Origin of the sequence: Haemophilus sp. UMB1048, assembly GCF_030218125.1 — a bacterium.
Taxonomy (GTDB): Bacteria; Pseudomonadota; Gammaproteobacteria; order Enterobacterales; family Pasteurellaceae; genus Haemophilus_D.
Genome location: NZ_JASOPB010000009.1, coordinates 56,204 through 71,195, shown reverse-complemented (window position 1 = coordinate 71,195; position 14,992 = coordinate 56,204). Strand labels below are relative to the sequence as shown.

Genomic DNA, 14,992 nt, shown 5'->3' with positions numbered 1-14,992 from the left:
GTGGTAGTTCAGCTGGTTAGAATACCTGCCTGTCACGCAGGGGGTCGCGGGTTCGAGTCCCGTCCATTCCGCCAATTCTTAATACCAATAGGGGCGTAGTTCAATTGGTAGAGCACCGGTCTCCAAAACCGGGTGTTGGGAGTTCGAGCCTCTCCGCCCCTGCCATTATTCCATATCAAATTATCTCTAATTTTTGTAAGAATATTGTCTATTTTGCTATTCGTTTTATACTAATCACATTTTTAGTATTTCAGAGATATTCTTATGCATTATTCCATTCAAGATTTTATCCAATTAATTGCGCAATTACGTAATCCTAATGGCGGTTGTCCTTGGGATCTTAAACAAAATTATGAATCAATGATTCCCTGTTTAACCGAAGAAACTTATGAAGTCATTGATGCCATCCAAAAGAAAGACATTGCTAATTTAAGGGAAGAGCTTGGCGATCTTTTATTACAGGTTGTATTTTTCAGTCAGCTTGCTTCTGAAGATGGTTATTTCACATTTGATGATGTTCTTAATGATATTTCTAAAAAGATTGTGCGTCGTCATCCTCATGTGTTTGGTGATGCAACAGCTGGAAATGAAGAAGAAGCGTTAGCTCGTTGGAATAGTATCAAAGCACAAGAGAAATCAGTTCAAGAAAAACGTTCTATTTTAGATGATATTCCGAACGCTTTTCCTGCATTGTTAAGAGCACAAAAAATGCAAAAACAATGTTCAAAGATTGGGTTTGATTGGGACGAACTTGAACCTGTATTAGCAAAAGTTGAAGAAGAATTGCAAGAAGTTCAGGATGAAATCAATCAAACACCTCGTAATCAGGAAAAAATAGAAGAGGAAATCGGGGATTTATTTTTCGCAACGGTTAATTTGTCTCGACACCTCAAATGTAATGCAGAAGAAGCTTTGCGTAAGGCGAATAATAAATTTGAACAACGTTTTCGTAAAGTAGAAGAAAAAGCATTGGAACGAGGTTCATCAGTTAACGATCTTTCTTTAATTGAAATGGATATCCTATGGGATGAAGTGAAAAGAGAAGAAAAATAATTGAAATGGCAGAGGGCGTTTTCCTCTGCCATTTTTTTATTTTATAGCATGGATAAGTAACATATAGGCACTGATTACCAATAAACAGCAACAATTCGGTTTAGAAAAATCACAAAAATTGACCGCACTTTGTCAGCGTTGTGAGTTTCGTAAACTCTGTTATGACGGTTGCCCGAAACATCGTTTTGTTTCTCTCGAAAATGAACCCAATCCACATAATTATTTATGTGCCTCTTACCGTTATTTCTTTGAACAAACGGCGCTTTATATGCAAGCCATGGCTCGTCAAATTCGGTTACATCCATCAGCCGCTTAAGGTAGAATAGCGTTTTCTACTTTACGTTTTGATTGATATGAATCCTTGGACATTACTCGCTATTTCGATTTGCCTTGAAATTGTGGCAACGAATTTATTAAAAGTCAGCGATGGCTTTACCAAACTTTTACCTACAATTGGCTCATTAACCTTATATGCCATTTCGTTTTATTTTGTCTCTCTTGTGTTTCGCACGCTTTCTGTGGGCTTGGTTTACGCCATTTGGTCGGGTGTTGGCATTGTTCTGACCGCGATCGTGGCGTATTTCGCTTTTGGTCAGAAAATCGATACCGCTGGGCTGATTGGTATGGCATTGATTATCAGCGGTGTTTTAGTGATTAACTTATTTTCTCAAACAGGGCATTAATCCTCCAAATGAAATGTGATCAAGCTCACAAATTTTATTTTTCTTCCAAATAAAATTATGTTGGTAATCAATTCATCGCTATAATTCTCCAGCATTTTTAACCGCACTTTGTGCAACTTTAAAGGAAATTTTATGAAAAAATTACTTTGCTCATTATTTGCGCTTTCTGCTGTGAGTACAGCAATGGCACAAGAAGTAAATATTAAAATATTGGGTACCTCTGATATTCATGGTCGCGTTGTACCTTGGAGCTATGGCGCAGACGTAGAAGACAAATCTGGTTCTTATGCGCAAATCGCAACTTATGTGAAAGATGTGCGTAAAAACAACAAAAACGTGGTGTTAGTGGATGTGGGCGATGCGATCCAAGATAACCAAGTTGATGTATTCGCAAAAGATAAAAAATATTACAAAGATCACCCAATTCCAAAAGTATTAAACGAAATGAAATACGATGTTTTCGTACTTGGTAACCACGAGTTTAACTTTGGGATGAAAGCATTAGATGAAATCTTAAAAGACATCAAAGCGAAAAAATTAACCGCAAACTTCTATTATAAGAAAAACGATAAACGTTATATTGATGCCACAACTATCATTGAAAAAGATGGCGTGAAACTAGGGATTATCGGTTTAAGTACCCCAATGTCAGCAAAATTTGAAGAAGACACGGGCAACTTAAAAGACATGAAATTTACTTCACCAACGGAAGAAGCACGTACACAAGTTGAGAAGTTAAAAGCGAAAGGTGTCGATGCAATTATCGTGATCGCTCACATGGGTATCGACAATGAAAACAAGATTCCTGATACCGGTATGCGTGATGTGATCAATGCAGTAGACGGCATTGATGTAGTTATCGCGGGTCACATGCACAAAGATGTACCAAGTGAAACCATTAAAAATACACTAATCACTGAACCACACCGTTACGGTACCGTGGTATCTGAAGTGGATCTCACTTTTGATATCAACGATAAAAAAGAAGTGAAATTGGTGAAGAAAGAATCTAAAACCGTTCCAGTTAAAGAACTTGAAGCGGATAAGAAAATTGCGGAAATCTACAAACCTTATCACGAGAAATTACGTGAATTAAACAACGTGGTGATTGGTCAAACTGAAAACGAAATGGTGCCACAAGAAACCAAACACGGTGTATCTGCTGCATTCTCAAAAGATACTGGTTTATCTTCATTCATTAATGATGTTGAACAACATTACAGTGGTGCAGATGTGGTGACTTTCTCTTTTGACCACCAAAAAGCACGTATGAACAAAGGCGATATCAAGAAAAAAGACATCATCTTTAACTATCGTTATGCAGGTGGTGATGTCACCGTTTATGAACTGACCGGTAAACAATTGAAAGAATATATGGAATGGTCTGCGAACTACTTCGATACCATCCAACCAGGTGACACCGAATATCGTTACAATGCGGAACGTAAAAAATCAAAATATGTGACTTACGACATTTTCGGTGGCGTAAATTACAAAATTGACTTACGTAATCCACAAGGTAGCAAAATTGTTGATTTAACCCTTGCTGACGGCAAACCAGTAACTGATGATATGAAATTAAAAGTAGGTATGAACTCATATCGTTTCGCTCAGTTAAACGGTAAAGGTGGCATTTGGGAAGGCCAACAAATTCCGGTACTTTGGGAATCTAAAGTCGCAATGGGCCGTGAAAAAGGCACGATCCAAAATATGATGATCGATTACATCACGAATGTGAAAAAAGGCAAAATTGATGGTCAATCTCACAACCGTTGGGAAATCATTGGATTAAACTAATCTAAATAAAACACCGAAGGCACAAGCTTTTGGTGTTTTTTTATGCGTATCCCGAACTTTCGTTTTTCCTGATAGTCAGACGAACAAGATTTATCAGTAAGGATATTTTTATGAAAAAAGCCACTTTTCTTACAACCTTTATTGCACTTACACTTTCAACCTCAACACTTGCTATGCCAAATAAACCCGATCCTCTAGCCAATACCCCTTATTTTAATCAAACAGACAAGGGATTCGATCTTAAATTTACCCCAAAAAACTACCGCACTTTAGAGGTAAAAGTCGGAGATTCATTGGTTAAATTCCGTGCCTTTGAAAAGATTGTGTATGTGGCGAATCCCATCGAACCTGATTATCAAACCTTAAATATTTATGTACCAGAAGCTTATTTTAAGGGCGAAAAAGTAAATGGTTATTCAGCTGAAACGGCGCCGATCTTTTTACCTAATGCAATTGGTGGCTATATGCCGGCTAAGGCGGCAACTTATGATGCCAAAGGTTTTGGCAGTGGCGATAAACCGAATGCCATTGTGACCGCACTTTCTAAAGGTTATGTAGTGGCGAGCGTAGGCGCGCGCGGCCGTACTTTAGAAAAAGACGGGAAATACACCGGTAAAGCACCTGCAGCAATTATTGATTTGAAAGCGGCTGTTCGTTATTTACACGCGAATGATAATGTGATGCCTGGTGATGCGAAGAAGATTATTTCTAACGGTACTAGTGCTGGAGGGGCATTATCTGCGTTACTGGGTGCGAGTGGAGATAGCAACGATTATACTGATTATTTAAAACAAGCCGGCGCAGCTGAGGCAAGTGATGCTATTTTTGCGGTATCGGCTTATTGTCCGATTACCAATTTAGAGAATGCAGATAGTGCTTATGAGTGGGAATTTAACGGTGTAAATGAATATAGCCGTATGGATATGAGCCGTTTGAATGCCAATAGCTATAATGACCGTTCACAGGTAGAAAAAGCTAAAATTGAAGGAACATTGTCTACAGATGAAATCAAGGTTTCTGATCAACTTAAAGCGGCGTTTCCAGCCTACTTAAATAGCTTAAATTTAAAAGATGAAAAAAGCCATGCTTTGACACTAGATGCACAAGGAAATGGCTCTTTCAAAGATTATATGCGTTCAGTGATTGCCTCGGCTGCAAATAAAGCCCATAAAAAAGGTGCCTCTTTTGAGGGTAAACCTTGGGTGAGAGTGAGCAAAGATGGCGTAAGCGATATTGATTGGGATGGCTATGTTCACTCCGAAAAACGAATGAAATCTCCCCCTGCGTTTGACGCATTGAATTTGAGTTCTGGCGAGAATAATTTATTCGGTACGGAAACGGTGAATAATAAACACTTTACTGCATATTCACTGCAACACAGCACAAAGAAAGGTGAAATGGCAGATAAACAAATCGTGAAACTCATGAACGCCATGAATTATCTCGATCAGAGTAAAACGCAGCATTGGCGCATCCGTGCTGGAACATCAGATCGTGATACATCTCATGCGATTAGTGCGATCTTAGCAGTAAAATTACGCATGAATGGTAAGCAAGTTGACTATCAAACTCCTTGGGGTGTACCTCATTCAGGAGATTATGATCTCGATGAATTATTTCAATGGATTGATAGCATTTCAAAATAACTGAAAAACCAACCGCACTTTGAGGCAATAGAATCAAGTGCGGTTATTTTTTTCTTTGTTTTCAGCTAAAACTTGTAAATAATCAAGGTAAAATTAAGCTCAACGTAGTAAACTACAAGCACTTTTATCCTTTAGGAGATGACAAATGAAACCTTATTTAATCGCCCCTTCTATCCTTTCTGCAGATCTTGCTCGTCTTGGTGATGATGTGCAAAACGTATTGAATGCCGGTGCGGATGTGATTCATTTTGATGTAATGGATAATCACTATGTGCCGAATTTAACCTTTGGCCCAGCCGTGTGTAAAGCTTTGCGTGATTACGGTATTAAAGCACCTATTGACGTGCATTTAATGGTGAAACCAGTCGATCGTATCATTCCTGATTTTGCCAAAGCCGGTGCGGATTACATTACCTTTCATCCTGAAGCCAGTGAACATATTGACCGCTCTTTACAGCTCATTCGTGATCACGGTTGTAAATCAGGTTTGGTGTTTAATCCAGCGACGCCATTAAGTTATTTGGATTATGTATTAGATAAAGTGGATGTGATCTTGTTAATGTCTGTGAATCCAGGATTTGGTGGACAATCCTTTTTACCTTCCACATTGAAAAAATTACAACAGGCACGTCGTCTGATTGATGAAAGCGGTTTAGATATTCGTTTAGAAATCGATGGTGGCGTCAAAGTGGATAATATTGCAGAAATCGCCGCAGCCGGTGCAGATATGTTTGTGGCAGGCTCAGCGATTTTTGGCAAACCAGATTATAAACAAATCATTGATCAAATGCGCGCGCAGTTAGCTTCAGTTAAATAGATGGTAGTGAGAATGAAGACTCAATTTAAAGTTATCGGTTTTGATTTAGATGGTACGCTCGTGAATAGCTTGCCGGATTTAGCGTTGTCTGTGAATTCTGCTTTAGCAGACTTTGGTTTACCCCAAGCACCAGAAGAATTAGTGTTAACTTGGATTGGTAATGGGGCGCCTGTATTGATTGCTCGCGCTTTAGAATGGGCAAAAGGGCAAACAGGTAAAGACTTTTCAGATGCAGAAATGGAGCAAGTGAAAGAGCGTTTTAATGTGTATTACGCGGAGAACCTTTGCAATGTGAGTCGTTTATATCCAAATGTAAAAGAAACATTGGAAACCTTAAAGGCTCGCGGTTATACCTTAGCCGTGGTAACGAACAAACCAACTCGCCATGTTCAGCCAGTATTAGCGGCATTTGGCATCGATCATTTATTCAGTGAAATGCTTGGTGGACAATCATTACCCGCGATTAAACCCCATCCAGGCCCATTGTATTATTTATGCGGTAAATTTGGCGTAGAACCTCGCCAAGTGTTGTTTGTAGGTGACTCTCGAAATGATATTCTCGCGGCGCATTCAGCAGGTTGCCCGGTTGTGGGGTTAACTTACGGATACAATTACAACATTCCGATTGCTGAATCAAACCCAGATTGGGTGTTTGACGACTTTGCGAAGTTATTAGAGATTCTTTAATTCATGTTAAAAAGGAGATTGAGGCACACACTTCAATCTCCTTTTTTATTATCGATTAGTAATTGCTTGAGGTATTAGCAGAAACACCCGTTACAATCGCAATGCCTGCGCTTGCGCCAATTCGAGTAGCTCCCGCTTTAATCATCGCTAGTGCGGTTTGAGTATCACGAATACCGCCAGAGGCTTTCACGCCAATGTTACCTACCGTTTTCTTCATTAATGCCACATCTTCTACGGTTGCGCCGCCTTTATTGAAACCCGTTGAGGTTTTAACGAATGCTACACCTAATGCTTTACAGATTTCACAGGCTTTTACGATTTCTTCTTTGGTGAGTAAGCACGTTTCTAAAATCACTTTAAGTGGCACGCCATGACAAGCCGTTAATACAGCTTGAATATCATCTTTTACGGCATCCCATTTATTGGATTTAATTAAGCCAACATTAATCACCATATCGATCTCACCCGCACCCGCTTTGATGGCTTCTTGGGTTTCAAACGCTTTGACTGAGGATAAGTTGGCACCGAGTGGAAAACCGACTACCGTACAAATTTTTACATCTGAGCCAGCGAGTTTTTCTTTGGCTAAAGGAATATAACCTGAATTAATGCAGACTGAATAAAAGCCGTACTGAATGGCTTCATCACAGAGTTTAAGAATATCTTGTTCTGTTTTTTCAGCAGTAAGGGCTGTGTGATCAATATATTGTGCTAATTGTTTACTATCCATATTTTTTCTCCTTATTAAATGATGTGGTTATCATAGCAAAATATCTGTAATTTTGACCGCACTTTTCTGATCGATTACAATCCATTTATCCTAGATCATGACATTTTATTGTGAAACTTAAAACCTTATTAAAAAATGCGATTTCGCTCCTGCTGACATTGATTATCGTAAGCAGTATTCTCGATTTTATTCGTAAACCCAATATTCCACCTGAAATCAATGCGACGGCACTTTATGATTTACAGGGGAATGCCTTCTTTTTACCCCAATTAGATCAAGCTAAGCCGACGATTATTTATTTCTGGGGAAGTTGGTGTGGTTATTGTCGTTATACTTCTCCAGCGATTAATTCACTTTCAGAAGAGGGCTATCCGGTAGTCTCTGTCGCGCTACGTTCGGGGACAAATAAGGACGTGGAGGATTATTTGCAAACCCATCACTACCAGTTTACAACGGTGAATGATCCTCAAGGCAAAATTGCGGATCAATGGCAGGTGAATGTGACACCAACAATTATTATTTTAAATAAAGGAAAAATGGATTTGGCCACAACGGGCTGGACAAGTTACTGGGGCTTAAAAGTGCGGTTGTTTTTCACAGAGTTTTTTGGCTAAGCGGTACAAAATCTATTACAATACACAGACTTATTTTAAAGAGGACAGAATTATGATTATCGTAACAGGTGGCGCCGGTTTTATCGGCAGTAATATCGTTAAAGCATTAAACGATATGGGACGCAAAGATATTTTAGTGGTGGATAACTTAAAAGACGGGACTAAATTCATTAACTTAGTGGATCTTGATATCGCAGATTACTGCGATAAAGAAGACTTCATTGCGTCAATTATTGCAGGTGATGATTTAGGTGATATCGATGCGGTATTCCATGAAGGCGCTTGCTCAGCGACCACTGAATGGGACGGCAAATACATCATGCATAATAACTACGAATATTCAAAAGAGTTATTGCATTACTGCTTAGATCGTCAAATTCCGTTTTTGTATGCATCAAGTGCGGCCACTTATGGCGACAAAACTGAATTCCGTGAAGAGCGTGAATTTGAAGGCCCATTGAATGTATACGGTTATTCTAAATTCTTATTCGACCAATATGTGCGTGCGATTTTACCTGAAGCGCAATCACCGGTATGTGGTTTCCGTTATTTTAACGTTTATGGTCCGCGTGAAGGACACAAAGGCTCAATGGCGAGTGTGGCATTCCACTTAAATAACCAAATCCTGAAAGGCGAAAATCCAAAATTATTTGCAGGCAGTGAACACTTCCGCCGTGATTTCGTTTATGTAGGTGATGTGGCTCAAGTCAACATTTGGTGCTGGCAAAATGGCATTTCGGGTATCTTCAACTGTGGTACCGGCAATGCAGAGTCTTTCGCAGAAGTGGCGAAAGCGGTGATTAAATTCCATGGCAAAGGTGCAGTGGAAACCATTCCATTCCCAGAGCATTTAAAATCTCGCTATCAAGAATATACGCAGGCAGATTTAACGAAACTTCGCGCAACTGGCTACGACAAACCATTTAAAACCGTAGCAGAAGGTGTGGCTGAGTATATGGCGTGGCTAAATAAATAAAAATATTGAACAAATAATGTCGTTCAATACTAGAAAATGAATAAAGTGCGGTTAAAATTAGTCTTATTTTTAGCCGCACTTTTGTTATAAGGTCAAGCATGAATATTTTAATTATCGGCCCGTCTTGGGTCGGCGATATGATGATGTCGCACAGTTTGTATCAACAACTCAAACTGCAATATCCCGATTGCCAAATTGATGTGATGGCGCCCAATTGGTGTAAACCGCTTTTAGCCCGTATGCCAGAAGTGCGTCATGCCATTGAAATGCCACTCGGACACGGCAAGTTTGCCTTGTGTGAACGTTATCGTCTAGGTAAGGCATTGCGCAATCAATATGATATGGCGATTGTGTTACCAAATTCCTTGAAATCAGCCTTTATTCCAGCCTTTGCCAAAATTGCCGTACGTCGTGGCTGGAAAGGAGAAAGCCGTTATTTCTTGCTTAATGATTTACGCAATAACAAACGTGATTACCCAATGATGGTGCAACGTTATGTGGCGTTAGCGTTTGAGCAAAATGCGGTACCAAAAGCGGCAGATATTCCTGTTCTAAAACCTTATTTAACCGTTGATTCCACTCAACAAGCTGAAACCTTAAAAAACTTTGAAAAACAGACCGCACTTTTAGGCGAGCGTCCGATTATTGGTTTTTGTCCAGGGGCAGAATTTGGTCCAGCTAAACGTTGGCCGCATTATCATTATGCTAAATTGGCTGAAATGCTAATTGAAAAAGGCTATGCGGTAGAATTATTTGGTTCACCAAAAGATGTGGAAGCAGGAGAGCAAATCCGCAATGCGTTGCCAGTTGAACTACAACCATTCTGTTTGAATTTGGCAGGGCAAACAAATCTGAACCAAGCCGTGGATTTAATTGCTAACTGTACGGCAGTGGTGAGTAATGACAGTGGCTTAATGCATATTGCCGCAGCAACGGATCGTCCATTGGTTGCGCTGTACGGCCCAACTAGCCCAACTTATACGCCACCATTATCGGATAAAGCGGTGATTATTCGTTTAATTGAAGGCGATTTAATTAAAGTGCGTAAAAGTACAGATAGCTCGGAAGGGTATCATCAAAGTTTGATTGATATTACACCAGAAAAAGTAGCAGAAAAACTGACCGCACTTTTAGGGGTTTGAGAAAGAGAGAATATAAAATGGAAATAACCTATCAACCCGTATTAGATAAAAATAATGCCAAAGCAGCCCGTAAAATCAGTCGTGAAATTTATAAGCATAATAAATTTCGTAAGATGATGAGGCTTGGCGATTTTTTATTATATTTATTTTGCTTGATACCAAGTCTTTTTATTGCATTTTTTATGAGAAATTGGGCTGAAGTTCTTTATGATTATTATGAGAATATTTTGGCCTATTATGCGGGATATATATTGTCTGCTATTTCAATATTTTCTTTTTTCTATGCTCTTATAATACGACCTTATTTGAATATGTGTATGATTAAAAACCAAATAGGCTCCAAAATGGAGAAAGGAAGTCAAACCATACGAATTCAAGAAGATGGCTTATATATTAAAATAGATCTCTGCCAAACATTATATAGTTATCATTATATTTATCACATTGAAAATAAATATGACTATTTAATAATTCGAGTTGGTTCTGGATTGTTTTTAGATATTCCTCATTCAGCCTTTCAAGATGATGCTCATCGAGAAGCATTTGAAGCCGCTTTACGAGAAAAAATAAAAGCTTACCAAGCAGAGCCTTTAAGTAAATAGAAAAGGTCTAACAGGATATGTTAATGATATGAACCCTCTCCGCATACATTTACAATTAATTGGAATGGTGATTTTATGGGGCGCCTCTTGGCCTTGGGGACGAGTAGTTGCCCAAGCCATGCCGACATTTGTTGCTTCAAGCCTGCGCTTTTTTTTCGCCATTATTCCGCTCATTATTTGGCTATATGTGGCGAATCGCTTCAAATATGCTAAACAACTAAAAGCTAATCAGTGGATGGGTTTGTTTGTGACTGCCTTTTTCGGTGTTTTCGCCTATTCCATATTTTTTATCTGGGGGCTGAAATATCTTCCAGCAGGACAAGCGGCTGTTATTGTGGCGACAAACCCTGTATTTACCACGCTTTTGGCGATTTTTTTATTTAAAGAAAAATGGAATCGTTGGGTAATAATCGGAATGGTTATTGCCATGAGCGGAACATTATTGGCTCTCACAAAAGGGAATTTTTTACAAATGATGGATTCATTTGGCTTTGGGCAAATATTATTAATTGGAGCGCTAATTTGTTGGGTCGTTTACACCTTATTGGCGAGAAAAGTACTCGCCGGCATTGATTCGCTTACCGCAACCACATTATCTTCTATTTTTGGTTTTTTATTGTTGTTTATTAGTGCTCTATGCATGGAAAGTGCAGACGATTGGCTTACGGTACTGAATTTATCTCAAGGTGAGTGGATAAGTTTGCTTGGCCTCGCATTTGGTGCCACAGTATTAGCCTATGCATGGTATTTTGATGGGGTGAAATACTTAGGCGCAGGTAATGCCTCTGCTTATATTATTCTAGTGCCGATTTTAGGGATTTTATTCTCAGCCGTTTGGTTGAATGAACAAGTGGATTCCTCCTTAATTATTGGAGGCATTTTAGCCGTATCTGGACTTGGAATTATGCACTGGGGAAGAAGGTTAATTAAATGAAAGTATGTGTGATTAAGACTTCCTCTATGGGGGATGTGATTCATACTTTGCCGGCATTGACTGATGCACAGCGTGCTATTCCTAATCTCTCCATTGATTGGGTGGTGGAAGAGAATTTTGCCGAAATTCCACGTTGGCATTCGGCAGTGAAGCAAATCATTCCAATTGCCTTAAGACGCTGGCGAAAATCGCCTTTTTCGGCTCAGACCAAAAATGAGTGGAAATCTTACCGCACTTTATTACAAGCCAATCAATATGATGCTGTGATTGATGCGCAAGGGCTTTTTAAGAGCGCTTTTTTTGCGACACGCTTAGCCAATGGTGTCAAACATGGCTATGACCGCAAAAGTATCCGTGAGCCGATAGCTTCCTTGTTTTACGATAAAAAATATGTGATTTCTTATCAACAACATGCGGTAGAACGTATTCGTCAGCTTTTTGCTCAAGCACTATCTTATCCGTTGCCGATAGAAAAAGGGGATTATGGCATTGCACGTCATTTTATTTCCGTAAATTCTATTGAACCTTACGTGATTTTTTTTCACTCTACAACAAGAGATGAAAAGCATTGGTCAGAACGAGAATGGCGGAATTTAATCGAAAAACTGACCACACTTTCTATTCAAGTCCGTTTACCTTGGGGGAATGAAAAAGAAAAGGCGAGAGCAGAGCGATTAGCCACAGGTTTATCTCATGTGGTCGTTTTACCTAAACTTTCATTGAATGAATTGGCTGACCAAATAGCTAATGCGAAAGCCGTGGTGTCCGTGGATACAGGGCTTGCCCATTTGACAGCCGCACTGGATAAACCAAATATTACGCTTTATGGCGCAACAGATCCGACCTTAATTGGCTGTTATGGTCAAAATCAGCACTATTTAACAGCGAATTCAATGGAAAATATTACCTCAGACCAAGTATTTTCTGCGCTTAATTTATTAACTAAATAGGCGATAAAATAATCGAATATGTATTTATCTGGATTGATTTTAGTCAAAATATTGCCTATTTTCTGATAGTTAGAAAAATTTAGGGTTGACCATTTAGGTTGTAGTGTATAAACTGCAAAAAGTTCAATTTTTTAATAAACTTCATTAAATAATAGGGAAAGCGTTATGAAAAAAACACTTCTTGCTTTATCTGTAGCGGCATTAGCAGCAGGTTCTGCACAAGCTTATAACTTCCACATTGACCAAACTGGTACAGATGTTGATTTTTACGGTTCTTTACGTGTTAAATGGGAAAGCACCTCTAACAAAACTAACTATGTAGCGGGCGGTGAAAGCAAAGAGCACATCAACCATGCAGTTGATAACGATGGTTCACGTTTTGGCTTTAAATTAAAACAAAGTTTAGGTGGCGATTTCTATGCTTTAGGTCGTGCGGAATGGCGTATGCGTGGTGAAGCGCCTTCACAACATGATTTTGACCATGTTTATACTCGTCAACTTTATGCTGGTTTTGGCCACAAACAATTCGGTGAGTTAACTTACGGTAACATGGTAACTATCACTGATGAAGTAACACAAAGTGATTTAGCAAATACTTATAGCTTGACTGATGGTTTATTAGAGACTTCAGCTCGTCGTGTAGCACAATATGTTTATAATGGTGACTACGGCTCAAATAAAGTGAAATTTGGTGCGTACTATGGCGGTTCAAGCAAACGTGACATCAAAAACGTAGATTTAAAAAATAACCGTAAAAACACTTGGGGTACAGGTCTTATCTTTGATCATGAAATTGATAGTATCCAAAATGTAACTGTCGCAGCAGGTTTCACTCGTGAAATTTCTGAAAATGCTGACAAAACAGCATACTACAGCAATGCTTATGCTTTAGGCTTAGCATATAACTTTGTTCACACTACTTATGGTTTAGACTTTGCTCACAAAGATACTAAAAATAAAGATGGCGCAGGTAACAAGGTAAAAAATAATGAAGTAACCGCAGTAATTCGCCAAGGTTTAAATGAAGACTGGAACGTATATGCAATGTATTCTTATAAAACTGAGAAAACGTTACCTGTGGGTTCTGCATATTCCAAATCAACAGATCGCCAATTCTTAGTGGGTACTGAATACTATGTGTATAATCAAGGTTCATTAAAAGTTAAACCATTCATTGAATGGCAAGCGACTCGTACTAAATACGAGAATACCTTTGATGACGCAGGTAAACAGCTTGATCGTAGCCGTGATTTCAAAACTGTTATCGGTTTACGTGCATACTGGTAATTTATCAGTTTAATTTTATAAAGTGAGCGGATAGTGAAAGCTATCCGCTTTTCTTTTTGGCTTGTAATTTTGATTTTCACCCCCATAATACTGCTCAGGCGCAAAGTGCGGTAACAAAATGACATCTTTTTTGAATGTTTACGATTTATTCGAAAAATTGACCGCGCTTTTTACTCAAAGAATAAATAGGAACAAATAATGAATTACACTCAAGACAATGACAAACTTTACCGCTACCTTTTCCAAAACCGTGCCGTGCGTGGTGAATGGGTGCGATTAAATCAAACTTTTACTGATACGTTGAATACTCATCATTATCCAAAAGCGGTACAAAACTTATTAGGTGAGATGATGGTGGCGACTAATTTATTGACTGCAACATTAAAATTTAACGGTAATATTACTGTTCAAATTCAAGGTGATGGTCCATTAAAATTAGCTTTAGTAAATGGTAATGACCAACAACAGATCCGTGCATTAGCACGTGTACAAGGCGATATTCAAGACGGTATGAGCCTTCATGATATGATCGGCAAAGGCGTATTAGTGATTACGATTGCTCCAACTGAAGGTGAGCGGTATCAAGGCGTTATCGGTTTAGATAAACCAACGATTACGGAATGTTTAGAAGACTATTTTGTTCGTTCAGAACAATTACAAACTCAGCTTATTATTCGCACGGGTGAATATGAAGGCAAACCAGTTGCTGCAGGAATGTTGCTACAGATTATGCCAGATGGCCAAGGTACACCAGAGGATTTTGAGCATTTAACTACGTTAGCTGCAACCGTAAAAGATGAGGAGTTATTTGGATTACCCGCAGAAGAATTGCTTTATCGCTTATATCACGAAGAAGTAGTGGAAGTGTTTGAACCACAAGCTGTTTCTTTCTTCTGTGGCTGCTCACCGGAGCGTTCAGGGGCAGCATTATTACTGATTCCAGAAGCTGAAATTGAGGAAATCTTAGAGGAGCATAAAGGCAGCATTGATATGCAGTGTGAATGTTGTGGCACACATTACTTCTTCAATAAAGAAGCGATTGATAAACTCAAACAAGCACAATAAGAAAAATTC

16 protein-coding genes and 1 tRNA gene are annotated in these 14,992 nt (G+C 39.0%); 16 read left to right on the top strand and 1 reads right to left on the bottom strand.

Features of this window, described 5'->3' with window-relative positions:
* Positions 1 to 89 precede the first annotated feature (89 nt).
* From QP437_RS09065 to QP437_RS09030, 8 genes are all read left to right on the top strand, one after another.
* A tRNA-Trp gene (locus QP437_RS09065) sits at positions 90 to 165 on the top strand.
* A gap of 99 nt (positions 166 to 264) precedes the next feature.
* Positions 265 to 1,053: a nucleoside triphosphate pyrophosphohydrolase gene (mazG, locus tag QP437_RS09060; protein WP_065243594.1), complete on the top strand. Its 789-nt coding sequence runs from the start codon at positions 265 to 267 to the stop codon at positions 1,051 to 1,053.
* A gap of 70 nt (positions 1,054 to 1,123) precedes the next feature.
* A complete protein-coding gene (locus tag QP437_RS09055; protein WP_336620763.1) occupies positions 1,124 to 1,369 on the top strand; it encodes an SPASM domain-containing protein in 246 nt (81 codons plus the stop codon).
* Positions 1,370 to 1,406: 37 nt separating this feature from the next.
* Positions 1,407 to 1,736 (top strand): multidrug efflux SMR transporter, encoded by a 330-nt coding sequence (locus QP437_RS09050; RefSeq protein WP_014064309.1) that lies wholly within the window; start codon positions 1,407 to 1,409, stop codon positions 1,734 to 1,736.
* 132 nt (positions 1,737 to 1,868) lie between these two features.
* Positions 1,869 to 3,533 carry a bifunctional UDP-sugar hydrolase/5'-nucleotidase gene (locus tag QP437_RS09045; protein ID WP_005697430.1) on the top strand — a complete coding sequence of 555 codons (1,665 nt, stop codon included), beginning with the start codon at positions 1,869 to 1,871 and terminating at the stop codon, positions 3,531 to 3,533.
* Between the two features lie 110 nt (positions 3,534 to 3,643).
* Positions 3,644 to 5,179, top strand: coding sequence for a subtype B tannase (locus QP437_RS09040; protein ID WP_285267618.1), 1,536 nt, complete (start codon positions 3,644 to 3,646; stop codon positions 5,177 to 5,179).
* Positions 5,180 to 5,324: 145 nt separating this feature from the next.
* Positions 5,325 to 5,996 carry a ribulose-phosphate 3-epimerase gene (gene rpe / locus QP437_RS09035; RefSeq protein ID WP_285267617.1) on the top strand — a complete coding sequence of 224 codons (672 nt, stop codon included), beginning with the start codon at positions 5,325 to 5,327 and terminating at the stop codon, positions 5,994 to 5,996.
* A 12-nt stretch (positions 5,997 to 6,008) separates the two neighbouring features.
* Entirely contained in the window at positions 6,009 to 6,683 is a 675-nt protein-coding gene (locus tag QP437_RS09030; protein ID WP_285267616.1) for a phosphoglycolate phosphatase, read from the top strand.
* 55 nt (positions 6,684 to 6,738) lie between these two features.
* Here the strand turns inward: QP437_RS09030 and deoC are convergent, their stop codons facing one another.
* Positions 6,739 to 7,413 carry a deoxyribose-phosphate aldolase gene (gene deoC, locus QP437_RS09025; RefSeq protein ID WP_065244079.1) on the bottom strand — a complete coding sequence of 225 codons (675 nt, stop codon included), beginning with the start codon at positions 7,411 to 7,413 and terminating at the stop codon, positions 6,739 to 6,741.
* Positions 7,414 to 7,523: 110 nt separating this feature from the next.
* Between deoC and QP437_RS09020 the strand changes: the two genes are divergently transcribed.
* From QP437_RS09020 to hslO, 8 genes are all read left to right on the top strand, one after another.
* A complete protein-coding gene (locus QP437_RS09020; RefSeq protein ID WP_049384628.1) occupies positions 7,524 to 8,027 on the top strand; it encodes a protein disulfide oxidoreductase in 504 nt (167 codons plus the stop codon).
* Between the two features lie 52 nt (positions 8,028 to 8,079).
* Positions 8,080 to 9,003 (top strand): ADP-glyceromanno-heptose 6-epimerase, encoded by a 924-nt coding sequence (gene rfaD, locus QP437_RS09015; protein WP_065244080.1) that lies wholly within the window; start codon positions 8,080 to 8,082, stop codon positions 9,001 to 9,003.
* A 98-nt stretch (positions 9,004 to 9,101) separates the two neighbouring features.
* Positions 9,102 to 10,145, top strand: coding sequence for a lipopolysaccharide heptosyltransferase II (waaF, locus tag QP437_RS09010; protein ID WP_285267615.1), 1,044 nt, complete (start codon positions 9,102 to 9,104; stop codon positions 10,143 to 10,145).
* 17 nt (positions 10,146 to 10,162) lie between these two features.
* Positions 10,163 to 10,747 (top strand): YcxB family protein, encoded by a 585-nt coding sequence (locus QP437_RS09005; RefSeq protein ID WP_285267614.1) that lies wholly within the window; start codon positions 10,163 to 10,165, stop codon positions 10,745 to 10,747.
* A 28-nt stretch (positions 10,748 to 10,775) separates the two neighbouring features.
* Entirely contained in the window at positions 10,776 to 11,681 is a 906-nt protein-coding gene (locus QP437_RS09000) for a DMT family transporter (RefSeq protein WP_285267613.1), read from the top strand.
* Positions 11,678 to 12,631, top strand: coding sequence for a lipopolysaccharide heptosyltransferase RfaC (rfaC, locus tag QP437_RS08995; RefSeq protein WP_178161709.1), 954 nt, complete (start codon positions 11,678 to 11,680; stop codon positions 12,629 to 12,631). The genes QP437_RS09000 and rfaC overlap by 4 nt, the downstream gene beginning before the upstream one ends.
* A 165-nt stretch (positions 12,632 to 12,796) precedes the next feature.
* Positions 12,797 to 13,918: a porin gene (locus QP437_RS08990; RefSeq protein WP_049381432.1), complete on the top strand. Its 1,122-nt coding sequence runs from the start codon at positions 12,797 to 12,799 to the stop codon at positions 13,916 to 13,918.
* Between the two features lie 198 nt (positions 13,919 to 14,116).
* Positions 14,117 to 14,983, top strand: a complete 867-nt coding sequence (hslO, locus tag QP437_RS08985) for an Hsp33 family molecular chaperone HslO (protein ID WP_285267612.1) — start codon at positions 14,117 to 14,119, stop codon at positions 14,981 to 14,983.
* Positions 14,984 to 14,992 lie beyond the last annotated feature (9 nt).